24 protein-coding genes are annotated in these 23,916 nt (G+C 69.2%); 6 read left to right on the top strand and 18 right to left on the bottom strand.

What is annotated here, in order from left to right; genetic code table 11:
• Window positions 1–10 precede the first annotated feature (10 nt).
• A complete protein-coding gene (locus tag A2790_RS14310; protein ID WP_293392934.1) occupies window positions 11–1,321 on the bottom strand; it encodes a sensor histidine kinase in 1,311 nt (436 codons plus the stop codon).
• 17 nt (window positions 1,322–1,338) lie between these two features.
• Window positions 1,339–2,004, bottom strand: a complete 666-nt coding sequence (locus A2790_RS14305) for a response regulator transcription factor (protein WP_293392931.1) — start codon at window positions 2,002–2,004, stop codon at window positions 1,339–1,341.
• A gap of 100 nt (window positions 2,005–2,104) precedes the next feature.
• Here A2790_RS14305 and dsbD point away from each other — a divergent pair, with 100 nt between their 5' ends.
• From dsbD to A2790_RS14275, 6 genes are all read left to right on the top strand, one after another.
• Window positions 2,105–3,937, top strand: a complete 1,833-nt coding sequence (gene dsbD, locus A2790_RS14300) for a protein-disulfide reductase DsbD (protein ID WP_293392928.1) — start codon at window positions 2,105–2,107, stop codon at window positions 3,935–3,937.
• On the top strand, window positions 3,934–4,731 hold the full coding sequence (locus A2790_RS14295) for a TlpA disulfide reductase family protein (RefSeq protein ID WP_293392926.1): 798 nt from the start codon (window positions 3,934–3,936) through the stop codon (window positions 4,729–4,731). Before dsbD ends, A2790_RS14295 begins: the two co-directional genes overlap by 4 nt.
• A gap of 23 nt (window positions 4,732–4,754) precedes the next feature.
• Window positions 4,755–5,390: a DsbA family protein gene (locus A2790_RS14290; RefSeq protein WP_293392924.1), complete on the top strand. Its 636-nt coding sequence runs from the start codon at window positions 4,755–4,757 to the stop codon at window positions 5,388–5,390.
• A complete protein-coding gene (locus tag A2790_RS14285; protein ID WP_293392921.1) occupies window positions 5,387–6,220 on the top strand; it encodes a methyltransferase domain-containing protein in 834 nt (277 codons plus the stop codon). The genes A2790_RS14290 and A2790_RS14285 overlap by 4 nt, the downstream gene beginning before the upstream one ends.
• On the top strand, window positions 6,217–6,603 hold the full coding sequence (locus A2790_RS14280) for a DUF302 domain-containing protein (RefSeq protein WP_293392918.1): 387 nt from the start codon (window positions 6,217–6,219) through the stop codon (window positions 6,601–6,603). Before A2790_RS14285 ends, A2790_RS14280 begins: the two co-directional genes overlap by 4 nt.
• A 67-nt stretch (window positions 6,604–6,670) precedes the next feature.
• Entirely contained in the window at window positions 6,671–7,291 is a 621-nt protein-coding gene (locus tag A2790_RS14275; protein WP_293392915.1) for a class I SAM-dependent methyltransferase, read from the top strand.
• Between the two features lies 1 nt (window position 7,292).
• Here A2790_RS14275 and A2790_RS14270 read toward each other — a convergent pair whose 3' ends face one another.
• From A2790_RS14270 to A2790_RS14195, 16 genes are all read right to left on the bottom strand, one after another.
• Window positions 7,293–8,744 (bottom strand): efflux transporter outer membrane subunit, encoded by a 1,452-nt coding sequence (locus A2790_RS14270; RefSeq protein ID WP_293392913.1) that lies wholly within the window; start codon window positions 8,742–8,744, stop codon window positions 7,293–7,295.
• Between the two features lie 10 nt (window positions 8,745–8,754).
• Window positions 8,755–9,846 carry an efflux RND transporter periplasmic adaptor subunit gene (locus A2790_RS14265; protein WP_293392910.1) on the bottom strand — a complete coding sequence of 364 codons (1,092 nt, stop codon included), beginning with the start codon at window positions 9,844–9,846 and terminating at the stop codon, window positions 8,755–8,757.
• A gap of 55 nt (window positions 9,847–9,901) precedes the next feature.
• A complete protein-coding gene (locus A2790_RS14260; protein WP_293392907.1) occupies window positions 9,902–13,090 on the bottom strand; it encodes an efflux RND transporter permease subunit in 3,189 nt (1,062 codons plus the stop codon).
• A 504-nt stretch (window positions 13,091–13,594) separates the two neighbouring features.
• The gene (locus tag A2790_RS14255; protein WP_293392904.1) at window positions 13,595–13,825 is read right to left on the bottom strand and encodes a DUF2274 domain-containing protein; all 231 of its coding nucleotides are present in this window, start codon (window positions 13,823–13,825) and stop codon (window positions 13,595–13,597) included.
• Between the two features lie 11 nt (window positions 13,826–13,836).
• Entirely contained in the window at window positions 13,837–14,982 is a 1,146-nt protein-coding gene (locus tag A2790_RS14250) for a TrbI/VirB10 family protein (RefSeq protein WP_293392901.1), read from the bottom strand.
• Between the two features lie 2 nt (window positions 14,983–14,984).
• On the bottom strand, window positions 14,985–15,965 hold the full coding sequence (trbG, locus tag A2790_RS14245; RefSeq protein ID WP_293392898.1) for a P-type conjugative transfer protein TrbG: 981 nt from the start codon (window positions 15,963–15,965) through the stop codon (window positions 14,985–14,987).
• A complete protein-coding gene (gene trbF, locus A2790_RS14240) occupies window positions 15,965–16,651 on the bottom strand; it encodes a conjugal transfer protein TrbF (protein WP_293392895.1) in 687 nt (228 codons plus the stop codon). The genes trbG and trbF overlap by 1 nt, the downstream gene beginning before the upstream one ends.
• Window positions 16,648–17,814, bottom strand: a complete 1,167-nt coding sequence (gene trbL, locus A2790_RS14235) for a P-type conjugative transfer protein TrbL (protein WP_293392892.1) — start codon at window positions 17,812–17,814, stop codon at window positions 16,648–16,650. The genes trbF and trbL overlap by 4 nt, the downstream gene beginning before the upstream one ends.
• Complete coding sequence (trbK-alt, locus tag A2790_RS14230) at window positions 17,811–18,050, bottom strand: putative entry exclusion protein TrbK-alt (protein WP_293392889.1); 240 nt, start codon at window positions 18,048–18,050, stop codon at window positions 17,811–17,813. The genes trbL and trbK-alt overlap by 4 nt, the downstream gene beginning before the upstream one ends.
• Entirely contained in the window at window positions 18,047–18,781 is a 735-nt protein-coding gene (trbJ, locus tag A2790_RS14225; protein ID WP_293392886.1) for a P-type conjugative transfer protein TrbJ, read from the bottom strand. Before trbJ ends, trbK-alt begins: the two co-directional genes overlap by 4 nt.
• Window positions 18,778–21,228: a conjugal transfer protein TrbE gene (gene trbE / locus A2790_RS14220; protein ID WP_293392882.1), complete on the bottom strand. Its 2,451-nt coding sequence runs from the start codon at window positions 21,226–21,228 to the stop codon at window positions 18,778–18,780. The genes trbJ and trbE overlap by 4 nt, the downstream gene beginning before the upstream one ends.
• A gap of 4 nt (window positions 21,229–21,232) precedes the next feature.
• The gene (locus tag A2790_RS14215; RefSeq protein WP_012522068.1) at window positions 21,233–21,502 is read right to left on the bottom strand and encodes a VirB3 family type IV secretion system protein; all 270 of its coding nucleotides are present in this window, start codon (window positions 21,500–21,502) and stop codon (window positions 21,233–21,235) included.
• Window positions 21,502–21,822, bottom strand: coding sequence for a TrbC/VirB2 family protein (locus tag A2790_RS14210; RefSeq protein WP_293392876.1), 321 nt, complete (start codon window positions 21,820–21,822; stop codon window positions 21,502–21,504). Before A2790_RS14210 ends, A2790_RS14215 begins: the two co-directional genes overlap by 1 nt.
• Complete coding sequence (gene trbB / locus A2790_RS14205; protein WP_257819194.1) at window positions 21,819–22,754, bottom strand: P-type conjugative transfer ATPase TrbB; 936 nt, start codon at window positions 22,752–22,754, stop codon at window positions 21,819–21,821. The genes A2790_RS14210 and trbB overlap by 4 nt, the downstream gene beginning before the upstream one ends.
• A gap of 188 nt (window positions 22,755–22,942) precedes the next feature.
• Window positions 22,943–23,467 carry a hypothetical protein gene (locus A2790_RS14200; RefSeq protein WP_293392874.1) on the bottom strand — a complete coding sequence of 175 codons (525 nt, stop codon included), beginning with the start codon at window positions 23,465–23,467 and terminating at the stop codon, window positions 22,943–22,945.
• A 35-nt stretch (window positions 23,468–23,502) separates the two neighbouring features.
• Window positions 23,503–23,916 (bottom strand): CopG family transcriptional regulator, encoded by a 414-nt coding sequence (locus A2790_RS14195; RefSeq protein ID WP_257817754.1) that lies wholly within the window; start codon window positions 23,914–23,916, stop codon window positions 23,503–23,505.

Raw genomic sequence — 23,916 nt, 5'->3', positions numbered from 1 at the left:
ACGCGGTCACCTAGCGGACCCGCGCGGGCGGGAATTCCACGATGGCCCTCAAGCCGGCTGCGGTTCCCGGCTCCACCGTCAGGACGAACCCGGATTGAACGGCGGCCAAATCGACGATCGACAGCCCAAGACCGCTGCCGACGTCGTTGTGCCCACGGCCCCGGAAGAAGCGCTCCCTCAGCCTTGGCAGTTCGTCGGCCCCTACCCCCGGCCCGTCATCCTCGATGATCAATCGGCAGGTCTGCGGGCCTCGCGCCAGACGCACCGTGACCTCGCGGGCGGCATATTGCAGAGCGTTCTCGAGCAGGTTCCGCAGCATGGCCCGCAGCAGCTCCGGGCTAACCTGAAGCTCGCTCTGGCTGGGCTCCAGGTTGATCTGCACTTTTCGGCTCTCCGCCAGCGGCGTGAGTTCCGCAGCCACCTGCTCGATCGCAGCGTCAAGCGGGAGCCACACGGCCGCAGGCGGGCTGGCGGCCTCGGCGTCCCGCCGCGCCATTTCCAGCAGCTGCCCCACGAGGCGGCCCGCGCGGTCAACGGAGAGAACGATTTGGTCCAGCGCCGCTTGACGGAGCTTCGGGTCCTCGGCCGCCAACGCGATCTGCGCCTGGGTCTTCAGCCCGGCAAGCGGCGTCTTGAGTTCGTGCGCCGCGCTCGCGGTCAGGTGCTGCTCGCGCACGCGCGCCGCCTGAAGTCGCGCAAAGAGAGAGTTGAGGGCGTCGATCATCGGACGCAGCTCGTCCGCTGCTCCGGTGTCGCGGAGTGAGGAAAGATCGGAGACCGGACGCGCGCTCAAGGTCTGGGCGATAGCGCGCAAAGGCGCGTGCCCCCGCTCGACCACGAGCCAGATCAGCGCCGCCAGGGCGAACACGCCGGCTGCGGCCGGTAGGAGCAGCCCCGTGATCACCTGGCGCACCAGGTTCTGGCGGACCTTCAGGTTGTCACCGACCATCACCTGCAGGCCGACGTCTGGGCGCGGAACGGTGTAGACGCGCCAAGTCTCCCCGTTGACCGAGGTTTCGGAGAAACCCTCCGTCACCTGGCTGAGCCTCTGCGGGGGCGCGCCGCTGGATCGCGCCACCAGCCGCCCCTCCAGCGACCAGATCTGGCAGGATAGCTGGTGGCTGAGTTCGTCGCCGGCCGCCGGAACGCGCACCTCGCCCCCCTGCACGGCGCCGCTCGCGGCCAGGGAGGAGACCATACGGGCCGCCTCGACGAGGCGAGCGTCGAGCACGCGCTCCACGTCGCGCTGGGTGCGGATGTAGATCCAGCCCGCAGCCACCGCCCAGACGAGGGTGGTGATCGCCAGGAGGGCGACGAACAACCGGGTGCGGAGTGACCTCATCGGGCGGGTGTCCCAAGACGATACCCGACTCCACGCAAGGTCTCGATGATCGTCCGTCCCAGTTTCGCGCGTAGCTTATGGATGTGCACCTCCACGGCGTTGCTCTCGACCTCCATGTCCCAGCCGTAGAGGCGATCCTCGAGCTGAACTCGCGACAGCACCGTCCCAGGCCGCTCCATCAGCGCGTGCAAAATGGCGAACTCCCGCCGCGAGACCGGCACGTCCACGCCCCGCAGGCTGACGCTGCGCTGCGCCGGGTCGAGCACCAGTCCATCCCACTCCAGCAGCGGACTGGTGCGGCCAGCCGCACGCCGCGAAACCGCGCGGATCCGGGCGGCGAGTTCGTCGAGGTCGAAAGGCTTGCCCAGGTAGTCGTCCGCGCCAGCGTCCAGACCCTCGATGCGGTCGGCGACGGTGTCCCGAGCCGTGAGCAGGATCACCGGCGGCGAAGGCGCGCAGGCGCGGATCTGCGGCAACAGGTCCAAGCCCGATCCGTCCGGAAGCATCCAGTCGAGCACGACCACGCTGAACGCCGCCGTTGCCAAGGCGGCGCGGGCCTCGTCCAGGTCCGCCGCGGACTCCGCCACGAAGCCGTGCAGTCCAAGACCGACCTGCAGCCCGTTTCGAAGCACCGGGTCATCTTCGACAATCAGAATCCGCATTGCGCCTCACTCAGGGTCGCCGCTCCGTGCCCCCGCTGACTTAAGCCTGCCTTAAGCTCGCGCCGCGACCTCCCCGTGTCCGTTCAGCGGCGAGGTCCTCGTGCAGCGTCTGTTCCTACTTGTCGCCCTGTTTTCCACCTTCCTGGCCGGGCCGCTCTGGGCGGCGCCGAGCCTGGACGATCGTTTCCAGCTGCGCGCGGACAGCCTCCCGAGCGGCGACGTTCGGCTGTCGTGGGCCATCGCCAAGGGCGCCTATCTGTACCGCGACCATGTCAAGGTGGCCGCCGGAGCGCCGCCGCGCGCGCTTCCGGCGACAACAAGCCCTGGGGAAATGAAAGAGGACCCGGGCTTCGGCCGCGTGGAGATCTGGCGATCCCAGGGCGAGGCGCTGGTCAAGGCCGCGGACCTCGCGGCCGCCGGCTCACCCCGCGAACTGAGCGTCACCTACCAGGGCTGCGAGGAGGACTCGATCTGCTATCCGCCGGTCACCCGCACCCTAGCTTTGCCGCTCACACCGGCGGCCAACGCGCCCCTCACCCCTTCTGCGAGCCTCGCTCCCGCGGCGGACGAACCGATCGCCTCGGCCCAGGCAGTCGCCTCGCCTCAGATCCGTGTGGCGGAGGACACGAGCGTGGTCTCGCGCCTCGCTGCGCGCGGCGGAGCGACTTGGGTGCTCCTCGCCTTCGCCGGCTTTGGCCTGCTGCTGGCGTTCACCCCGTGCGTCTTCCCAATGTATCCGATCCTCGCCGGTCTCCTGGCTCGGGACGGCGACCGGCTCTCGCCGCGTCGCGGCCTGGCGCTCTCAACCGCCTATGTGGCGGCCATGGCCGCGGCCTTCGCCGCGCTAGGGGCGGTGGCGGCCTGGTCGGGGTCCAATCTGCAGATGGTGCTGCAGTCCCCGTGGGCGATCGGGCTGCTCAGCGCCGTCTTCGTTCTGCTCGCCCTGTCCATGTTCGGGGCTTTCGAGCTCCAGCTTCCGCAGGCCTGGCTCAACCGGCTTTCCCGTCCTGTCGGCGACCGGCGACCGTCAGTCGGCTCGGCAGCGGCGCTCGGCTTCACCTCGGCGCTCATCGTCGGGCCCTGCGTCACCGCGCCCCTCGCGGGCGCGCTGCTCTATATCGCTCAGACGGGCGACCTGGCCCTTGGCGCCGGAGCGCTGTTCGCCCTGGGGCTCGGCAAGGGCGTGCCGCTGATCGCCATGGGTGTGCTTGGCCCGCGGGCCCTTCCGCGGGCCGGCGCGTGGATGGCGCGCATCAAGCAGCTGTTCGGAGCCATGTTCCTGGTGGCGGCGCTCTGGCTCGCCTCCCGCGTGCTGCCGGCCTCCGTCACCCTGGCCATGGCCGGCGTCCTGCTGCTCGGCTTGGCTGTGGCGCTCGGCGTCTTCGAACGTCAGGCCGAGGGCGCGGGCGTTGCCGCCCACGCGGCGAAGGCTGCCGCCCTCGTGGTCGGGCTGTGGGGAAGCCTGCTGCTGATCGGCGCGGCGTCCGGGGCGGAGAGCCCGTTGAAGCCGCTGGAGGCTTTGGCCGCTTCGCCCGCGGCGCCGTCGGAGGCGAGCGACGCGGCCGCGTTCGTCACGGCGCGCGGTCTCCCGGCGTTGGAACGCGAGGTCGCGGAGGCGGTCTCGGCGGGACAGCCCTCGCTGGTCTATTTCACGGCGGACTGGTGCCTGAGCTGCGACGTCATCGAGCGCCGCGTGTTCGACGACCCGGGCGTCCGCGCCGAACTCGCCGGCGTCCGGCTGATCAAGGCCGACGTCACCGCCAATGATGCAGCCGCCCAGGCCATGCTCCGCCGCTTCGCCGCCGCGGGTCCGCCGACCATGGTGTTCCTCGACCGCCGCGCTGCTGAAGCCGGCGATGCGCGGCAAGTGGGTGAGCTCAGCGCCCGCGACTTCCTAGAAAGCCTCGCCGCCGTGCAGGAGACCCGCTCATGAACGGCTTTGCCTTAGGCCCATTCCTGTTTTCCGCAGAGCGCCTCGCTGTGCTCCTTGGCGTGGTCATCGTGCTGGTCGGCGGGGAGATCCTGGCCCGGCGCGTCGATCCGCGGTTCGGCCGGTGGAGCTATCTGGCGCTTGGCGCAGGCATCGTCGGCGCACGGCTCGGCCACGTGCTGGAAAACGCCAGCGCCTTCGCGGCCGAGCCCTGGCGGGCGCTGGCCGTGTGGCAGGGCGGCTTCTCCCTGCCCTGGGCGGCGCTGCCGGTGGCGATCGTCACCATTCTGGTTTTGCCACGTCCGCGGCTGACAGCCTGGGGCGTCGCCACCCTGGCCGCTGGCCTGCTGGCGTGGAACACGGTCCACCAGCTGACTGTGAGCTCGCAGCCCCAGACGCCGCTGCCGGCCTTGAAGCTCGCGACCCTGGCGGGCCCGCCGCTTGCGCTTGCCGAGACGGGCGGTCGGCCCACCGTGATCAACGTCTGGGCCACCTGGTGTCCCCCCTGCCGGCGGGAGATGCCATTGTTGGCCAAGGCGGCTGAAGCCAATCCAACCGTCCGCTTCGTCTTCGCCAACCAGGCGGAAGACCCCGCCACAATCCGAACCTATCTCGCCCGGCAGGGCCTGAAGCTGCCGAACGTCGCCTTAGATGCTAGCCAGGCGATCCCGCGCCACTACGGGACGCTCGGAATTCCGATCACGCTTTTCGTCCGCGCCGATGGCCGGCTGGCGGCCTCCCACATGGGCGAAATCTCCCCCGAACAGCTGAACGCCAACCTCGCCCGGCTGCGGTGATCCGCACCCAAATGGAGTCCCTGATGAATCGATCTCTCGTCGCCAGCGCCATGGTCGCGCTGTCTCTGGGCGCGGCGCAGCCCGCCGCCGCCCAGGTTCAGGCCGTCACCCCCGCCGTCGCCAAGGCCGTCGTGGCCGCGCCGGGGACCAGCCTCGCCGGCGCGGCCCAAGGCGACGTGACCGTGGTCGAGTACCTCGATTACAACTGCCCCTACTGCCGCAAGATGCACGCTGAGATCCAAGGGCTGCTCAAGGCGGACCCGAAGGCGCGGGTGCTCTACAAACAGTGGCCGGTCTTCGGGCCCGTCTCGACCTACGCGGCCCGGGCCGTGCTGGCCGCCACCTGGCAGGGCAAGGACCTCGCCGCCCACGACGCCCTGATCACCTCTCCGTCTCGGTTGGACAGCCAGGACACCGTCCGCCGCCGGCTCGCCGCGGCGGGCGTCGACCTCGCACGCCTCGACCGTGACCTCATCGCGCACAAGGCGGAGATCGACGCCCTACTGGAGCGCAGCCAGGAGGAGGCGCAGCTGCTGGGGCTCAGAGGCACGCCAGCGCTGGTCATCGGCTCCACCCTCGTGCCCGGCGGCCTGCCCAGCGCCATGCTGCAGCGGCTCGTCGCTCAGGAACGAAACGAAAGCCAGGCGCCAAGCCGGTGAGCCGTGTCGTCGCCGTCGCCACCATGATGGTGGCCGCTTGGCTCGGCAGCTGCAGCAACGGGGCGCGTCCCCAGCCAGACGAGCGGGCCAGCGCTGATCCCCGTGGGGAAGGGACGCTGGCGGTCGTGCTTGGCGGATCCTGGCGCTCGGGCGCCGAGCGCGCGCAGGACGCCTGGCGGCGACCGGAGCAGACCCTGAAGTTCCTCGGGCTTGGCCCGAGGGAGACGGTGGTCGAAGTCTGGCCCGGCGCCGGCTGGTGCACACAGATCCTCGCTCCCTACCTCGCCCGTACAGGGGGTCGGTACTACGCGGCGCATCCTTCGGCCGGCACGATCGGGCCCGAAGGCAAGCAACTTGTCGCGCGCTTTCGGAGCGACGTCGCCGCGCGATCCGACCTCTATGGCCGCGTTCGCGAAGGCGACTTCGGAGACGGTGGCGGCCGGCTTGGGCTCGGGCCGGAGTCCGCCGATCTGGTGCTGTTTTCCGAACGCCTGCACTACTGGATGGCGGCCGGTTTGGCCGAGGCGGCGTTCGCTGAGGCCTATGAGGCCCTGAGGCCGGGCGGCCGGCTGGGGGTCATCCAGGATCGCGCCCCCGCTAGCGGCGCGCAGGATCCGATCGCCCGCGACGGCAGGGTGCAGCAGGCCTTCGTTGTCGCCCTGGCTGGCGAGGCTGGATTCGTGCTGGACGCGGCGCCGCTCATTCACCCGCGCTTTGGCCAGGCGGAAGACGGACAGGAGCGGATGGTGCTCCGGTTCCGGAAACCTATCGCTCGAGGTGCGGTTGTAAGCCCACAGCCGAACGTCGCTGCGCCGGGAGCTTCCCTATGAGCTACTACCACGCCAAAACCTTGGACCTACCCTTCGACGCGGCTCTGGCCGCCGCGCGCGCGGCGCTTGCGCAACAGGGCTTCGGCGTCATCACCGAGATCGACATCCGCCAAACGCTGCAAGCGAAGCTCGGCGAAAGCTTCCGCCCCTACACCATCCTGGGCGCCTGCAACCCGAGGCTGGCCTATGAAGCGCTTCAGCTCGAGGACAAGGTCGGAACCATGCTGCCGTGCAACGTTGTGGTCCAACAGCGGAGCGATGGGAGCACGGAAGTCGCCGCCATAGATCCCGTGGCGTCCATGCAGGCCATCGACAACCCAGACCTCAAGGAAAAGGCCGGCGAGGTGGCCGCGAGGTTACGGGCGGCCATCGACGAGCTTTGATCTGTCGCCGAAGGCTCAAGCCTCTGCGCTCGTGGTACGCCTCCGCGGGGCTGTATGAGAAGGTTGGATGATGGATGATCCAGGGCTGCGCCGTTGGGACGAACGGTACGCGCAGCAGGGCTACCTGTTCGGAGAGCGGCCGAACGCCTTTCTCGCGCGCCAGAGGCATCGGCTGCAATCCCGCGTCCGCGCTCTGTCGGTGGCGGACGGAGAGGGACGGAACGGCGTATGGTTGGCGGAACAAGGTCTTGAAGTCGTCTCGATCGACGGATCGCCCGTCGCCCAGGACAAGGCGCGGCGACTCGCCGAGCGCTGCGGCGTCGAGATCACCTGTGAACTCGCTGACCTGACCACCTGGAGTTGGCCAGACCAGGCGTTCGACGTCGTCGCAGGGATCTTCATCCAGTTCGCCAGCCCGGACCTGCGCAGTCGGATATTCAAGGGCATGCAGCAAGCGCTGCGGCCAGGGGGGCTGCTCCTGCTGGAAGGCTACCGGCCGGAGCAGCTCGCATATGGCACCGGCGGGCCTACCACCCTCGAAAACCTCTACACAGAACGGATGCTCCGTGACGCCTTCGCGGACATGCAGATCCTTGAGCTTACATCCTATGACGCCCTGCTTTCAGAGGGATCAGGCCACGCGGGGATGTCCGCTCTCATCGACCTCGTGGCGCGGCGTCCGGGGTGAGCTACGTGGCCGGCTGACAGCCGGCCTGCAAGGGCGGGCAGCCAGCTTCAGGGTCATCCGGCGCCCCCAGCAGCGACCTGCCGCCGCTCCCCGTCCCACCGCCAAGGGCGCGAACCAAGGCGACAAACGACTGCAGCCTGGCCGTCAACGTGGCGAGCTCCGCACGCTGCGCTTCCAGAGCGGCGGTCTGCGCCGTCACCACTTCGAGGTAGTCAGAGGCCCCATCACGGTAGGCGCTGAGCGCCAGGGCCTGCGTCCTGGTCGCGGCCGCCGCGGCAAGCTGCAGCTCATCAGCCTCTTCGCTCAGGCGCTGCCGCGCGGCGAGCGCGTCCTCCACCTCGCGGAACGCTGTCAAAGCGGTCTCGCGGTACTTAGCGGAAGCCTCGGCGTGAAGCCCTCGACTTTGGCGAAGCTGCGCTTGACGGCGCCCCCCGTCGACAAGCGGCGCGACGACGGCGAGCGGACCGAGCGCCCAGACACTCGCCGGGGACGACGCAAGATGACGGCTCACGGACTGAACCCCCACCGAGGTCTCGATGGAGAGGCTCGGGAAGTAGGCTGCGCGCGCGACGCCGATCCGCGCATTGGCCGCGGCCACGCGACGCGCGGCCGCCGCCACATCCGGCCGACGTTCGAGCAGCTCCGACGGAAGGCTCGGCGGCGCCTCCGGGGTCGTCGGGAGTGTCCTGTTCAGGGGCAAGGTGAAGGTCGTCGGCGTTTCCCCGACCAGGGTTGCGACCTGGTTCTCGAGCTGGGCGCGGCGGCGCTGCAGGCTGTGGCGCAGCGCACGGGCCCGGGTAAGTTGCACCTCCGAGCGGCCCGTCTCCAGTCCGGACGCGGCGCCGCTCTCCTGCCGGGTGACAGTCAGCTGGTGGGCTCGCTCGTAAGCGCACACAGCTTCGTCGATCAACGCCGCCTCGGCGTCCAACCCTCGGAGCCGCAGGTACGTATCCGCCAGTGCCGCCTGAAGGCTGAGCCGGGTGTTCGCCAGGTCGGCGGCGCTGGCGGCGGACTCCGCATCCCGGGCCGCCGCCTCGTTGCGGAGGCGCCCCCAAAGGTCGAGCTCGTAGCGCAGCAATCCCCCCAGGACCGCGACGCCCGACTCGTCACCGCCCGAGTCGTCGCCCGCGGCGGATGCCCTGCGGCGGGTGAGGCTTGCGCTCGCCGAGCCGACCGGACTCCGGGCGCCCGCGGCGGCCTCCGACGCCGCCTGCGCCTGCTCAAACCGCGCAACCGCTGCGGCGACGGTGGGACTGGCGCGGTCCAGGCGCCGCATAAGGTCATCCAGCACCGGATCGTCGAAGGCAGTCCACCATTCGCCGCGCGGGCCATGATCGGCCGGTGAAGCCAGATTCCAGTCGGCTGCGCCTTTGTAACTCGGCGCGGGCGAGACGACGGGCAGCTCCAGGCGGGGCGCCAGCGAGCAGCCGGCAAGTCCGAGAAGCGCCAGCACAGATACGGTTCTAGCGACGCGCATGTGCCGCGTCCTTCCGGTCCTCAAGGACGCGGACCTTGTCACCGGCCCTCAGGGCATCGGGTGGGGCGCTGATCACGGTCGCGCCAGCCGCCAGCCCTGCCGCGACCTCGACCGTTCGACCATCGTCTCGCCCCAGCTTCACCGGCGTCAGGGCGACCGTGCCGGTTGCCGCCACCGTGGCGACCCTCGGCCCCTCCGGACCAAGGATCAGCGCACTGGCTGGAATCACCACGCCGCCGCGGGCCAGCGCGGGGAGCGCGACCTCGGCATAGGCCCCAGGCTTCAGCCTGCCAGACGCATTGTCACTCTGAAGCTCGACGAGCATGGTCCCGGATCGACGATCAACGGCTTCGGCGGAGCGCGTCACGATCGCAGGGAGGGCGGCGTCAGGGTACTCCGGCAGCCGCAATTCAGCCGCCAACCCCGGCCGGATGCCCGCCGACTCCGCCTGGGGCACGCGCACGAAGATGCGCATCCGCCGGGTATCGGCGAGGGTGAACAAGGCTGGGGTCGCAGAGCCGGCGCTCACCAGCGCGCCGATCTCGGCGGAACGACTCGTGATCACCCCATCGAAGGGCGCCTTGATCAGGGTGAAGCCCTTGAGCGCTTCCAGCCGCTGAACGTTGGCTTGCTCCGACTTCAGAACCGCACTCTGAGCCGCCAGGGCTCCTGCCTTCTCGTCCGCCGCTTGGCGGGAGACCGCATCCTTCTCAAGCAGGCGGTTCCATCGGTCGGCCGTCGTGGCCGCGAGCCTCTGCTCGGCGACGGCCGTCTGCAGCTGCGCTCGCGCCTGGGCGAGTTGCTCGTCGAGCTCCGGCGCTTCGATGACCGCCAGCGTCTGCCCGGCCGCCACGCGATCGCCGATGTTGACCAGCCAGCGTGCGACATAGCCGTTGGTGCGGGCGTGGATCGCCGCCGTGTTCCAGGCCTGGACCTCGGCCGGAAGCGCCAGCTTGCCGTCACCCCTGGCGGCCTTGGCCTGCACCACGCGGACGGTGGGCGTGGCGGCCTCTCCTGAGACCCGCGCGAGTTCAGCGTCGTTGGCGTTCCGGGCGGCCGCGCCAACGGCAAGGATCACGGCCGCGCCCAGCCCGGCGCCGACGCCGGCGTGTTTTAGGCTGAGCCTCCGCGGCTTAGGGGGCGTAGGCGACATGGCTTTCCTCTGCAGTTGACGGCCGGCGGACGTGGCGATGGACGAAGGAGAAGATGGCGGGCACGAGGAACAGGGTGGCGGCGGTCGCGACCACCAGTCCGCCGATGACGGCGCGGCCAAGGGGCGCGTTCTGCTCGCCGCCCTCCCCGATCCCAAGGGCCATGGGGGCCATGCCGATGATCATGGCGAGAGCTGTCATCAGCACTGGCCGGAATCGCGCCAGGCCAGCCTCGAGCGCCGCGCGGCTCGCGTCGCCCAGGATGGCCAACCGCTCGCGCGCGAAGCTCACCACCAGCACCGAGTTCGCGGTCGAGACCCCGAGGCACATGATGGCTCCGGTCAGGGCCGGCACCGACAGCGTCGTTCCGGTCGCGAAGAGCAGCCAAACGATCCCGGCAAGCGCGCCCGGAAGCGCCGAGACGATCACCAGCGGATCGGCCCAGCTTTGGAAGTTGACCACCAGAACCAGGTAGATCAGCACCACGGCGCCGATCAGCCCCAGGCCGAGCCCGAGGAAGGCGGTGTTCATCGTGGCGTATTGGCCGCGCAGGGTGACGGTCGAGCCCTTCGGCTGCTTGGCGTCGAGGCGTTCAATCGCGCGCTCCACATCCCGAGCCACGGCGCCGAGATCGCGGCCATGGGCGGTCGCGTAGATGTTGAGCGTCGGCTGGATGTCGTAGTGACTGATCACCGAGGCGGTGCTGCTCCGGCGAATCTCGCCAAGCGCGCCGAGTGTCTGGGGCGCTGCGCCGTTCGCTCCCGTGACTGGAAGCGCACGAAGCTCTTCCACTGAGCCCACCCGATGCTCCGGAGCCTGGGCCACGACCGGGTAGGAGACCCCGTTCTGCGGGTGAAGGAAGAACATGGGCGCGGTCTGCGAGGTGCCCGCCAAGGCGTTTGCGAGACTCACGGTGACATCGCGTTGCGTCAGCCCGACCTGCGCCATGCGGGTGCGGTCGACCTCAACATCGAGCTGCGGGTAGCGCGCAGATTGCTGCAGACGGGCGTCGGCCAGCCCGGGAATACGCCTCACTTCGCGCAGCAGCGCTTCGGCATAGGTGCGGTTGGCCTTCCGATCGCGGCCGCTGATCTGGATGTCGAGGGGGGCCGGCGACCCGAAGTTCAGAATCTGGCTGGTGATATCAGCGGGTAGAAACGCGAACTCCAGGCTGGGGAAATGCTTGGGCAGGTCCTGGCGCAGCCGCTCCACATGGCGTTCGGTCGGCGTGTGGCCGTGCTCGAGCGCGATGAGGATGTCGCCCTCGCCCGGACCCACCGTGCCGCTGTTGTTGTAGACGGTGTTCAGCGGCGCGCTCGACAGGCCGATGTTGTCGACCATGGATCGCAGCTCGTTGGCCGGGATCAAATTCCGGATGCGGGCCTGCACCCGCGCCATTTCAGCCGCGGTCTCCTCGACCCGTGTCCCCGCGGGCGCGCGGACGTGGAGGGCGATCTGGCCGGAGTCCACGCTCGGGAAGAAGTCGCGGCCCAGCCAGGGCGTGATCGCCAGGGACGCCACAGCCATCGCGAGGAAGCCTGGCACGAACCAGCGCCGCCCTCGCAGGGTCTGCTCGAGCAGCCCGCCGTAGCTGAGACGGAACGCTTCGAACCTGCGCTCGAACGCCTGCTGGAACCGCACCAGCGGATTGGCGGACCGCTGCGCATCCGGATGAGCTCCGCCCGCCTTGTGCGGCCGCAGGAGATACATCGCCATTGTCGGCACGAGCGTCCGCGAGAGGATGAAGGAGGCGATGAGCGCAAAGACGACCGCCAGCGCCATCGGGACGAACAGGTATCCCGAGACGCCCGGCAGGAAGAGCATCGGAACGAAGACGATGCAGATGCACAGGAGCGAGACGAAAGCCGGGGTCACGATCTGCGCCGCGCCGTCGAGAATGGCCTCCCGAACACCCTTCCCCTGTTCCAGGTGCCAGTTGATGTTCTCAATGGTGACTGTCGCGTCATCGACCAGGATGCCGATGGCGAGAGCCAAGCCGCCGAGCGTCATCACGTTCAGGGTCTGGCCTGCGCCTGAGAGCGCTGCGATCGCTGCGAGGACCGCAAGCGGGATCGACAACGCGATGATCGCCGTCGAGCGCCAGGACCCCAGGAACAGCAGGATCATCAGCGATGTGAGCGCCGCGGCAATGGCCCCTTCGACGACGACCGCCTCAAGCGCCCCCCGGACGAAGATCGATTGGTCCCCCAGCGGTGTGATCTTCAGCTCAGCCGGAAGCCCGGCCGCGATCTGGGGCAGCTTCTTCTTGATCCCATCGACGATCGACAACGTAGACGCCGAGCCGTTGCGCAGGATGGTGATGAGGGCGGAGCGCTGACCGTCGACGTGCACGACGTTCGTCTGCGGTGCGCTGCCGTCGCGCACATAGGCGACATCCCGAAGGTAGATGGTGGCGCCCTCGACCACCTTCACCGGAAGATCGTTCAGGGCGGCGATGGAGTTGGGCGCGTTGTTAAGCCGGACGTTGTACTGGTACTCGCCGATCTTGGCGAAGCCGGCGGGATTGATTTGGTTCTGCGCCGCAATCGCGGTCGAGACATCCTGGGCCGACAGGCCGCGCGCCCGCAGCGCTTGTGGGTCGAGATCGATCTGGATCTGCCGCTGGCGGCCCCCGGACGGGAACGGCGCGGCGGCCCCCGGTACGGTGATGAGCTGCGGCCGCACCTGATTGAGTCCGAGGTCGTAGAGCTGCTGCTCTGTCAGCCCCTCGCCAGACAGCGCGAGCTGCAGAATCGGCACCGTCGATGCGTCGTAGTTGACGATGAATGGCGGGCTGATGCCGGGCGGCATCTGCCTCAAGACGGTCTGCGAGATGGATGTCAGCTGCGCCGTCGCCGTGCGGATATCCACGCCGGGCTGGAAGAAGATCTTCACTACCCCAACCCCCGGCATAGACTGGCTCTCGACATGCTCGATGTCGCTGACCGTGGCCGAAAGCGCGCGCTCGAACGGCGTGATGATCCGGCCCGCCATCTCCTCTGGCGGCAGGCCCGCATAGGTCCAGGCCACCGCAATCACCGGCACGCGGATGCTCGGGAAGATGTCCACGGGTGTTCTGACGGCCGCGAGCGCCCCGCCAATGGCGATCAGCAGCGCCATCACCACGAACGTAAGGGGCCGGGTCAGCGCAATGCGGACGATCGCTAGCATGACCGGCCGCCGCCGACCGACGCCTGAAGGGGTGGATGCATCGATGTCTCCTGTCCTCGCGGGCTGGAGACGGCGGCCACCTTAAGCCACGCTTAAGTGCGGCAGCGCAGAGCATCGCTGACGCGCTGATAAATGGTGACGTTGTGCGCCGCCAGCGGCTTGGCCCAGGACAGGCAAGTCATCGGGCAGCGAGACTCGCGCCAGGCGCTCGTGCGCTGCTGGTCCATCACCCTCGGCGCCACCCCGCGAATCTGGCCCGGATCGACTGCTCAGCCGCCTGAACGGCGATGTAAATGTCCCGCACTATGGCCGAGCCGCGCCCCAGAACATGGTCGTCCCGTCCGGTCACTTCGCGTAGCGGCAGGGCTCGCGCGCGCTCTCAACGACCTTGAAGTGGCGCTGGTTTGATGCGTGAGCACGTTCCGCTAACCCGCGGAACTGCCCCGCACTTTCCCGCAGCGCGTGGTGACATGGGCCACGCCTCCCCTCGCCTCGCTTCGAGCCTCAGCGACTCGCGCTGTCGCCGGAGCGCTTCGTGCGGATGAAGGCGCGATCGGTGTTCATGAACCGGGACAGCATCGGCACGATCAGCTTCGCGGGTTCGAGCGCTCGGCCGCCTTGGGCCGCCAGCGCTTCGCCGTAGGCGACCAGGTCGCGGTGCACGGCTCCAGGCAGTTCGACGGTGAGCTTCACAGGGGTGTCGTCCTGCAGCTCGGCGAGTTTCAGCTTGGCCATATGCACACCTCTCAGCCTCTGTAGGGTTCAAGAATGAGGTCGCGGGTGACCATCACCCGCACCGGGGCTCCCGGTCGGATTGTCAGCGTCGGCGGGATGTTCAGACTGCGTCCGACTACCTGCTGCCCCACTTGGTTGAAGGAGCTCGCCGCGCCATCCCGCAGCGCCTGGACAATGTCATCGTCATCGTCCTCCTCACCGAGTTCTGCGCCGATACCGAGGATCGTGGAGAGCGCAGCGGCGCCGAACAGCGCGCCCCAGTGGCGGTCAACCCGATCCTGCAGACCTGCGTAGCCTTGGGCGTCACCTGCCGGCAGCTTTTCCAGCACGAGCGAGCGCCCGTTCGGAAGGATCAAACGCGTCCAGGCCAACAGCACCCGGCTCTGTCCAAAGGCGACCTGAGTATCGTAGGCGCCGATGAGCTTCGATCCTTGCGGGATCAATAGGAAGCGGCCGCTCACGCTGTCGTAGATGTTCTCGGTGACCTGGCCGACGATCTGCCCCGGCAGGTCCGATCGCACCCCGGTGAGAAGCGCGGCCGGGATCGTCGCGCCAGCCTGCAGCACGAATGGCGATGGTGGCGACGCGAGCCGGTCCGGGCTCGTCGTCCGTCGATCCACCGGACCATCAAGGATTGTGCCCCGTCCGGCCCGAGCTGACCCAGCGGCTTCAATAAGGCCCGTGACGCTTCCGGCCAACGAGGCGGCCTGGCCTTGCGCCTCGGTGGAAAAGAGCCGGCTAGTTTGCGCCGCGTCGCGCTCTTGCAGCAGGCGCTGCCGCCGCGTCTGCGCCTCCTGCTGGCCCGCGTCGGCGTCCTGGACCGGCGCCATCGGAGGCGGCGCGACCTCGGCCTCCAGCATCGGGCGTCCGAGATCTCCGGGCAGTGGCGGTCCGAGCCTCGGGGCGGCGCCGTAATCGCGCGGCAGCGCGTTGAGCCGCTCGGGTGGCTGGCCCCCGACGTTGTAGACCTCTGCGGGCGCGGGGCCGCCAGCGTGGGTGCTCATGGCGTAGGCCACAGCGCTCACCACGGCGACCGACGAGGTCGCCGTCAGGGCGATCAGAACCTTGCGCGACAGGCGGGCCACGCGAGGCCGGGCGGAGCGAAGCCGAAGCGCTTCGGCCCCCTCGTGGCCTGGAAGCTGAGAGGTCGTGGACATGGTCATCCTCCCGCACCGCGTTCGATGCGCACGCGCTTTTGGCCGCGACGATCGCCGAGCCTCAGCTCGGCCCGAGTGAACAGGCGATCGACCACCATCCGCTGGCCGCTCACCCGGTAGTTCACGAGGTCAGCCGCTTTCCCGTCGGCGCCGCTTACGAAGAGCGGCGGAAGCTCGCCTTGTGTCACCGAGAGGCCAAACTCGATGAAGGTCTGTCGGCCGTCATCGAACACGCGCACAGGACGCCAGGACGGACGGTCGCCGGAGATCTTGTAGTTGAAGTTGAGCTGCTCGATGGCGACGGTGGGCGCCGCGTAGCGCTCGACGCTCTCGGCCGCCGCTAGGGCCTCATCGGCGGGGTAGCGCCAAGCCACCGACGCCATGTAGGTCGCGGGCGTCGCGCGCAGCTCCAGGTGATAGGTCCTGCGATTGGTGTTGATCACCAGATTGGTTTGCAGATCGGCTCGGGTCGGCTTGACCAGGATGTGCACCCGCCGGCTTGGTCCCGAACCGCTTTCCGTGTCGCCGATGATCCAGCGCACGGTGTCGCCGGCGGCCACCGGCCCCGTTCCGGAAAGAGTTTCGCCCTCTTCGAGCGTGATGTCAGTGATGCGGCCAGGCGCGGTGTAGACCTGGAACAGAGCGCCGTCAGCGTAGGGGTAGATCTGCGCGGCGTTCGCATAGGCCGATCCGGTCGGCTGCACCCTGGCGGCGGCATTGGCCCTGGCCACCCGGGCGGCGGGATCGCTGCTCTCCGGCGCACGCCGGACAGGGCCTGCCCTGGGCCTTCGCGCGGGGCGCTCCGGCGGGTTCGGAACCGGCGTCGAAGCCACGACGATCGGGCGGCGTGGAACCGGCGCTGGCGCGAGCGCAGGCGCGGTGACAGCGACCGTAGACATGCGCTTGGATTGCTCGGCCTGCATCGTCGCGCAGCCGCTGAGGGCCGTCCCGGCCAGCATCAGGATCAGGGTCGAGGCTCGCATCAGCCCAGCTCCCGTGACCAGTTCAGGGCGTGGACGAAGACCCCCAAGGGGTTCTTGCGAAGCTGCTCCGTCGAGCGGGGCGGCTGCAGGACCACGGTGAGGATGGCGGTCCAGCGCTCGGTGGACGCCAACGCCCCGTCCACGTAGCGGCGCTCGACCCAGGCCACGCGGAAGCTATCCGGCGAAGCGCGGATGACGCTGGAGACATCGACGGCGACCTGGGTGTGGCCCACCTTGCTGAAGGGGTCGTTGGCGCGGGCGTATTCGTTGAGGGCCAGGGCGCCACGGTCGGTGGCGTAGTCATAGGCGCGCAGCCAGTTCTGCCGAACGACGACGGGATCCGCGGGGATCGAACGGACCTCCTCAATGAAGCGCGCCAAGTGCCAGGCGATCTGCGGGTCGGTCGGCTTGTACCCGGCTATTGCGGGCGCAACCGCCTGGGTCTGCCCGAGCCGATCGACTTCCACCACCCAGGGGGTCACCGAGCCCCGGGCGCCCTGCCAGACGAGGGCGCCGGAAAGTCCAGCGGACAGCAGCAGGCTGCCAAACGCCATCAGTCGCCAGTTGCGGGCCTGCACCCGGGCAGAGCCGATACGGTCGTCCCAAGCCTGCGCCGCGCGCTGGTAAGGCGTGTCGAGGGCGGGGGTCGCGCCATAGCGCACCCCGGGTCGAGTGAAGACGTTCATGACCGATCCTCTGCGAGCGAGACGGAGGTTCCGCCGCCGGGATGGTCGCCGGAACGAAGGGCGTGCGCGGCGGTCGCTGCGCCATGAGCGGCCTCCTGACGGCGCTGGTATTGGCGAGCCCACGCCGGCGCGCCGCCGCCGCTAGACCCACCACCCGAGGGGCCGCCGGGTCCGGAGGGCGGAGTGGGCCGCAAGCCGCTGTCGCCGGAGCCCGAGGGGCCGGAGCGGAAGCCACGCGCGGCAGCGATGGCGCCTCGCGCGCCCCCGACGCCGGCGCCGATCGCGGCGCGCGCGCCCATGGCGCCAGCAGCCGCCAGGCCACCGGCGGCAAGGCCAGTCCCGACGGCGGCCCCTGCCCCGAGCTGCGGCGCGCCCGACACCAGGCCGTTGGCGATGGCGGGCCCGAAGATGCCGAGGCCGAGGAGACAGAGCGACGCCAGCGCCAGCGAGAGCACCTCCTCGAGCGAAGGTTCTTGTCCGCCGAAGTCCTGGATGAACTCGCCGAACAGGGTGGAGCCGATGCCGACGATCACCGCGAGCACCAGGACCTTCACGCCGGAGGCGACGACATTCCCGAGGACGCGCTCGGCGAGAAAGGCCGTCCGACCGAAGAGGCCGAAGGGCACCAGGATGAAGCCCGCCAGCGTCGTCAGCTTGAACTCGATCAGGGTGACGAAGAGCTGCACCGCGAGGACGAAGAAGGCGACCAGCACGATCAGCCAGGCGACCATCAGCACCGCGATTTGAGGGAAGTTGTCGAAGAACTGCGGGAAGCCGCACATCTGCATGGCGGATTCCAGGATCGGCTTTCCCGCATCGATGCCTGATTGCGCCAGCTTGCCTGGCCGCAGGACGTCGGCGGCGGACATGCCGCTGCCCGCAGCCTTGAGGCCCAGACCCGAGAAGGACTGGAAGACGATTTTCGCCAGTCCGTTGAAGTTCGACAGCAGGAAGGCGAAGAAGCCGACGTAGAGCGTCTTCTTGATGAGCCGGGCGATCACGTCGTCGCCGGCCGACCAGGACCAGAACAGCGCCGCCAGGGTGACGTCGATCACCACCAGGGTGCTCGCGAGGAAGGCAACCTCTCCGCCGAGCAGGCCGAAGCCGGAGTCGATGTAGCGCGAGAAGACATCCAGGAAGCGGTCAGCGACGCCGGGGTTCATCTCGGCGGATCCTTGTCTTTGCCGAGGAAGCGGTCACGGCGCTCCTGGAGGACGGCCTTGCACGCAGCGTCGTCATTCGCCTTGAGGCCAAGGTCGCGGCACCTGTCGCGCTCCTGTGCCAACTCGGGGCCACTCATTGCCTTTGGAGCTTCGTTCGCGGCCGGAGAAGCGCGGTCGCAGCCGGCGGCGAGCAGGACGGCGACGGTGGAAGCAACGGACAGGATCAGGCGGGTCATCGGTACATCTCCACGGGATGGGCCTGATAACCCTGGCGCCGATCCAGGAACCGGCGAAACTGCTCTTGCGCCTGCGCCCGGCTCGCTGCCCGCTCGGCCTGCTCCAGCGCCGCGGCGCGGCCTTGGGCGGCCATCATCGCGGTGACGTCCGTCAGCTGCTGGCTCTGCAGGGCGAGGAGCTGGTTTCCGGCCTGGGTCGCCTGGAGGATGCCACCCGCGCCCTGGCTGGCGCCGACGAGGTTGGACAGCTCGGTGCGCGCGCTGGGCAGTCCGGCCACCACCCCGGCCTGCACCTGAAGGGCGTGCTGGAAAGCCGCCGCCGAGTTCAGCCAACGAGCGTTGGCCGAGGCGATCAGGTCGGCGTCGCGGCTTCCGGCGCTGACCGTGTAGTTCTTACCGAACTCTCGCTGGATCGCCTGGACGTCGTAGGCGACGCGCTGCGCCTGCTGCATCAGTCCGCTGATGCGCCCAAGATTGCCCTGCACCGTCTGGAGCGAGGAGTACGGCAGCTGGGCCAGATTGCGAGCCTGGTTCGTCAGGCTCAGGGCCTGGTTCTGCAGGCTGCGGACCTGATTGTTGATTTGCTCCAAGGCGCGCGCCGCCTGCATCACGTTCGAGGCGTAGTTGGTCGGGTCATAGACGGTGAGCTGCGCCCCCGCCGGGGTGGGCAAGGCCAGGACGAGACTTGTCGAGCACACGAGCGGGGCCAGCCAGGGCGTGCGGGTCTTCATCGGGCGATCTCCAGTTGAGGTGGCGCTTTGGCCTGCAGGCGGATCAGGTCCGCCGCCCACGGGAGGCTGCGGTGTTCGAGCCACGCGGCCGCGAACCCGCTGGGGCCGTGACGTTCGAGTAGCTCGGCGATCACCAGCTGGTCCGCCTTGGCGGAAGCGGCGCAGAAGGCGAGCGCCACCCGCCCTAGCCCGAGCTCGAAAAGCCGGTTCCCGCGACGGGACTGGCAGTAGTAGTCGCGCTTCGGTATCGCCCGACTGAGGATCTCCACCTGCCGCTCGTTGAGACCGAACCTCGCATAGGCGGCTGCGATCTGCGGCTCCTGCGCGCGGTCGTTCGGCAGGAAGATGCGAGTGGGGCAGCTTTCGATGATCGAGGCTGCGATCGCGCTCGTCTCAATGTCGGCGAGCGATTGGGTGGCGAACACCACCGAGGCGTTCTTCTTGCGCAGCGTCTTCAGCCATTCCCGCAGCTGGGCGCCGAAGGTGGCGTCGTCGAGGGCCAGCCAGCCTTCGTCGACCACCACCAGGGTCGGGCGCCCATCGAGCCGCGACTGGACCCGATGGAACAGGTAGGCGAGCACGGCCGGCGCCGCCGCCGAGCCCACTAGCCCCTCGGTCTCGAACGCCTGCACGGAGGCCGAACCCAGGCGCTCGCTCTCTGCGTCGAGGAGCCGACCCCACGGACCCGCGACGGTGTAGGGCTGAAGGGCACGTTTCAACGCGTTGGACTGCAGCAGGACCGACAGCCCGGTGAGGGTCCGCTCGGCCTCGGGGGCGGAGGCCAGCGATCGGAGCGCGGTCCAGAGATGCTCCTTCACCTCGGGCGTGACCGCGACCCCTTCTCGGGCCAGCACCCCAGCCAGCCACTCCGCAGCCCAGGCGCGTTCAGCCGAATCCTGGATGTGGCCCAGCGGCTGCAGCGCGACGGGCGGAGTCTCATCGTCCGCGAGCGCTCCGCCGAGATCGTGGAAGTCGCCGCCCATCGCCAGCGCCGCGGCCCGGATCGAGCCGCCGAAGTCGAAGGCGAAGACCTGGCCGGCGGGGTAGCGGCGGAACTGCAGGGCCATGAGCGCCAACAGCACGCTCTTCCCTGCCCCGGTCGGCCCCACCACCATGCTGTGGCCGACGTCCCCGACGTGGGTCGAGAACCTGAAGGGCGTCGAGCCTTCCGTCTGCGCGAAGAACAGCGGCGGTCCGTTCAGGTGCGCGTTCCGCTGCGGCCCCGCCCACACCGCCGAAAGCGGGATCATGTGCGCCAGGTTGAGGGTCGAGATCGGCGGCTGGCGCACATTGGCGTAGGCGTGGCCCGGAAGGCTGCCGAGCCAGGCTTCCACCGCGTTGATGGTCTCAACCATGCAGGTGAAGTCGCGAGCTTGGATCGCCTTCTCGACCAGCCGCAGCTTGGCGTCGGCTCGGCCCGCGTCCTCGTCCCAGACGCACGCCGTGGCGGTCACGAAGGCATGCCCGACAACGTCGGCGCCGAGGTCCTGCAGGGCCTCGTCGGCATCGAGCGCCTTGTTCTGAGCGTCCGTGTCGACCAGCGCCGCGGCCTCGTTGGTCAGCACCTCCTTCAGGATCGCCATGATCGACTTGCGCTTGGCGAACCATTGGCGGCGGATCCGGCCCAGCAGCTTGGCGGCGTCGACCTTGTCCAGGCAGATCGCGCGCGTGGACCAGCGGTAGGGAAACGCCAGGCGATTGAGCTCGTCGAGCAGCCCGGGCCATGTCGCAGCCGGGAAGCCGCTGATGGTCAGCACCCGCAGGTGCGCCGTTCCCAGCCGCGGTTCGAGGCCGCCGGTGAGCGGCTGGTCGGCAAGCAGCACATCCAGATGCATGGGCGTGTCCGGCACGCCGACGCGGTGGCGGTGGGTCGACACCGTCGAATGCAGGTAGGTCAGGGTCTCGGCGTCGGTGAGCCACGCCGCTTCGGGCACAAAGCCTTCGAGCAACGCCAGGACCCGATCCGTCCGGTCGACGAAGCCGGCCAGCGCCTCGCGCCAGTCGACGCCGCGGCGCTCTCGCCCCTCATACAGCCAGGACTCAGCCCGGGCGGTGTTCTCGGCGGGCGGCAGGAAGACGAAGGTCAGGAAGTACGCGCTGTCGAAGTGCGCCCCGTATTCCTCGAACTGAGCCCGGCGCTCCTCGTCCACCAGCGCCGACACCGGGTCGGGGAAGTCGCTGAGCGGGTAGGCATCGGCCGCATTGCGCTGGGCTTCCACGAACACGGCCCAGCCGGAACCGAGCCGCCGCAGCGCGTTGTTCAGCCGCGCCGCGGCGGAGACGAGCTCGGACGCCGTCGCCGAGTCCAGGTCCGGCCCGCGGAAGCGCGCGGTGCGCTGAAACCCGCCGTCCTTGTTGAGGACCACGCCCTGCTCGACCAGAGCCGCCCACGGCAGGAAGTCGGGCAGTTGGGCCGCACGTCGGCGGTATTCGCGAAGGTCGAACATCGCCTCAGATCCCCAGGTAAGGCGGGATGCGGACGTGCCGCCGCACCACCTCGACGAAGTGCGGGTCGCGCTTAGCGGCCCAGACGGCGAAGGCGTGGCCGATCAGCCAAAGCGCCAGGCCGGCGATCCACAGCCGCAGGCCCAGCCCGATGGCGGCCGCCAGGGTGCCGTTGACGATGGCGAAGGCGCGCGGCGCGCCGGCCAACAGCACCGGCTCGGTGAGGGCGCGGTGAACCGGGGCTTCGAAGCCAGGAGGCGTGGGCGTCTGCTGCATCAGACCAGCGCCCCGCCGCCGAACGAGAAGAAGGACAGGAAGAAGCTGGAGGCGGCGAAGGCGATCGAGAGGCCGAAGACGATCTGGATCAGCCGGCGAAAGCCCCCCGAGGTGTCGCCAAAGGCCAGGGTCAGGCCTGTGGTGATGATGATGATCACCGCGATGATCTTGGCCACGGGGCCCTCGATCGATTGCAGGATTTTCTGCAGCGGGGCTTCCCAGGGCATGGAGGAGCCGGCGGCGTAGGCCGGCCCGGCGAGCAGCCAGACGGTAGCGAGGGCGCTCGCACTCGCGAGCCGCTCGTGGATGCGGCGGATCATGGAAGCTCTCCTTGGGAAGCCGCGCTCACGTCGGCGATGCGGTACTCGCCGTCGGCGGCGAGGTCCGTCACGGCGCAGAGTTCGGTGAGGCGGCGATCCGCACCTCGCCCGTTCAGGACGCCGATCAGGTCGATGGTTTCGGCGATCAGGGCGCGGGGGACGACCGGCACCGCCTCCTGGACCAGCTGCTCGAGCCGCCGCAGCGCGCCCCGCGCCGTGCCGGCGTGGATGGTGCCGATGCCGCCCGGATGGCCGGTCCCCCACGCCTTGAGCAGGTCGAGCGCTTCCGCGCCACGCACCTCTCCGATTGGGATGCGGTCGGGGCGCAGCCGCAGGGACGACCGGACGAGGTCCGCCAGCGAGGCAACGCCATCCTTCGTCCGAAGCGCCACCAGGTTCGGCGCGGCGCACTGAAGCTCCCGAGTGTCTTCGATGAGCACCACGCGGTCGCTGGTCTTGGCGACCTCGGCCAACAGCGCGTTGGCCAGCGTGGTTTTCCCCGTGGAGGTCCCGCCGGCGACCAGGATGTTCCGCCGCTCGGCGACCGCGCGGCGGAGGACATCCGCCGCAGCCGCGCCCATGACGCCGGCGTCGACGTAGTCCTGCAGCGTGAACACCGCGACGGCCGGCTTGCGGATCGCGAACGTGGGGGCCGCCACGACCGGCGGGAGCAGTCCCTCGAACCGCTCGCCACTCTCCGGCAGCTCGGCGGAAACCCGCGGGGCGCCCGCATGCACTTCGGCGCCCACGTGATGGGCCACCAGGCGTACGATCCGCTCGCCGTCTTCGGGGGTCAGCTCGCAACCCGTGCGCTGGAGGCCGGCGCCCAGCCGGTCCAGCCAAAGCTGGCCGTCCGGATTGAGCATCACTTCGACGACTTCGGCGTCATCGAGCCAGCCAGCGATGCGCGGGCCGAGGGCTGTGCGCAGCATCCTGGCGCTGCGCACGAAGACCTCATTGCGGATCGGGGTGATCGACACCGGACGCTCCCGTTTTCGGCCGGCTGGCCGTAGAAAACGGGGTCACTAATGAGCGCCGGAGTGACCGGTCTTCAACAAGGGTTCTGTCGTAGTAGGGCTACAGCGCGTGATTGCTGACGGGCGGCGATCACGCCGCCCGATCAGGACAACAGGCTGCGCTCGTCGACCTCCGGAAGGGCCTGCAAAGCCGCTTCGATGAGCGCGGCAAGTGACGGCAGTTCGTCGAGGTGCGCGCGCAGTTCGGCATTGGTCATCACCATGCCCTCGTCACGCCCGCGCTTCGGCACGCGGCCGACCATGGGCGTACCGAACAACGCGTCGTCGGACTGCCGCATCCAGATCCAATGAGCCACACGGTTCCGGAACGGCTTCAACGCTTCGAGGCGCTTGCGGATCAGCGCGACTTTGGCGACGGCCTCGGAAGGCAGGGCCCGCCCTCCGTACCGTTGCTCATGCATCTCAGCGAGCGCCTGGAGGGCTGCGTTGCGGGCGTCGGCGCCGAGCCGTTTGGTGATGGCGAGCATCGGAAAATCCGGCGCACGGACGAGCCGGGCGAGCAAGGACTCCACCAAGAGGTCGATGATGGACCAGTCGACCACCGCCTCGCCCAGGAGGGCGTATTGCGTCGGCGTTGGTCGAGCGTACTCGGTCTCGCGAAACAGCATCTCGAATCACCTCCGAGCACAGCATCGCTTGATCTTCAGTCGGGCGCAGTCCGCTCCTCGGAGATCTCGCGGGTGAAGCTGACGCCTCGCGCGAGCCGGCGGCCCAGCGCCTCGACAAATCCCTCGTAGCGCTCCTTGCCCTTGGCCTGGGCCGCGGCCTGCGCCGCCTCCGGTACGGCGGGCGTGGTGGTGAGCCAGAAACGCACGAACAGCGCCATCATCTCGATCGAGATGCCGAGATTGCGTTCGAGCCGCTCCGTGGCCCGGTTCTGCTGGTCGAGCCGCCGCGTGATCGCCGCTTCCTGGCGCTCCGACGCATCCGGAGAGACGAAGGAAGCGATGGCCGCCTCCGCGACCAGCGACTTGGACTTACCTCGTCGGTCGGCGAGCGCTTCCAAGGCCTTCAAGGTGTCAGGCTCCAGATAGACCGACAGTCTCGCCTTCTGCAT

It is taken from the genome of Phenylobacterium sp. RIFCSPHIGHO2_01_FULL_69_31 (assembly GCF_001824475.1).
Lineage (GTDB): Bacteria > Pseudomonadota > Alphaproteobacteria > Caulobacterales > Caulobacteraceae > Phenylobacterium.
This window is presented reverse-complemented; position numbering and strand designations above follow the sequence as displayed.

Excerpts from the sequence above, each read along its gene's own strand:
- A2790_RS14200 (WP_293392874.1), bottom strand. The coding sequence starts at position 23,467 with ATGCTGTTTCGCGAGACCGAGTACGCTCGACCAACGCCGACGCAATAC.
- trbL (WP_293392892.1), bottom strand. The coding sequence starts at position 17,814 with ATGAACCCCGGCGTCGCTGACCGCTTCCTGGATGTCTTCTCGCGCTAC.
- trbE (WP_293392882.1), bottom strand. The coding sequence starts at position 21,228 with ATGTTCGACCTTCGCGAATACCGCCGACGTGCGGCCCAACTGCCCGAC.
- A2790_RS14280 (WP_293392918.1), top strand. The coding sequence starts at position 6,217 with ATGAGCTACTACCACGCCAAAACCTTGGACCTACCCTTCGACGCGGCT.
- trbF (WP_293392895.1), bottom strand. The coding sequence starts at position 16,651 with ATGAACGTCTTCACTCGACCCGGGGTGCGCTATGGCGCGACCCCCGCC.
- trbK-alt (WP_293392889.1), bottom strand. The coding sequence starts at position 18,050 with ATGACCCGCCTGATCCTGTCCGTTGCTTCCACCGTCGCCGTCCTGCTC.
- trbG (WP_293392898.1), bottom strand. The coding sequence starts at position 15,965 with ATGCGAGCCTCGACCCTGATCCTGATGCTGGCCGGGACGGCCCTCAGC.
- A2790_RS14255 (WP_293392904.1), bottom strand. The coding sequence starts at position 13,825 with ATGGCCAAGCTGAAACTCGCCGAGCTGCAGGACGACACCCCTGTGAAG.
- A2790_RS14250 (WP_293392901.1), bottom strand. The coding sequence starts at position 14,982 with ATGTCCACGACCTCTCAGCTTCCAGGCCACGAGGGGGCCGAAGCGCTT.
- A2790_RS14290 (WP_293392924.1), top strand. The coding sequence starts at position 4,755 with ATGAATCGATCTCTCGTCGCCAGCGCCATGGTCGCGCTGTCTCTGGGC.
- A2790_RS14195 (WP_257817754.1), bottom strand. The coding sequence starts at position 23,916 with ATGCAGAAGGCGAGACTGTCGGTCTATCTGGAGCCTGACACCTTGAAG.
- A2790_RS14305 (WP_293392931.1), bottom strand. The coding sequence starts at position 2,004 with ATGCGGATTCTGATTGTCGAAGATGACCCGGTGCTTCGAAACGGGCTG.
- A2790_RS14260 (WP_293392907.1), bottom strand. The coding sequence starts at position 13,090 with ATGCTAGCGATCGTCCGCATTGCGCTGACCCGGCCCCTTACGTTCGTG.
- A2790_RS14215 (WP_012522068.1), bottom strand. The coding sequence starts at position 21,502 with ATGCAGCAGACGCCCACGCCTCCTGGCTTCGAAGCCCCGGTTCACCGC.
- A2790_RS14295 (WP_293392926.1), top strand. The coding sequence starts at position 3,934 with ATGAACGGCTTTGCCTTAGGCCCATTCCTGTTTTCCGCAGAGCGCCTC.
- A2790_RS14210 (WP_293392876.1), bottom strand. The coding sequence starts at position 21,822 with ATGATCCGCCGCATCCACGAGCGGCTCGCGAGTGCGAGCGCCCTCGCT.
- A2790_RS14275 (WP_293392915.1), top strand. The coding sequence starts at position 6,671 with ATGATGGATGATCCAGGGCTGCGCCGTTGGGACGAACGGTACGCGCAG.
- trbB (WP_257819194.1), bottom strand. The coding sequence starts at position 22,754 with ATGCTGCGCACAGCCCTCGGCCCGCGCATCGCTGGCTGGCTCGATGAC.
- trbJ (WP_293392886.1), bottom strand. The coding sequence starts at position 18,781 with ATGAAGACCCGCACGCCCTGGCTGGCCCCGCTCGTGTGCTCGACAAGT.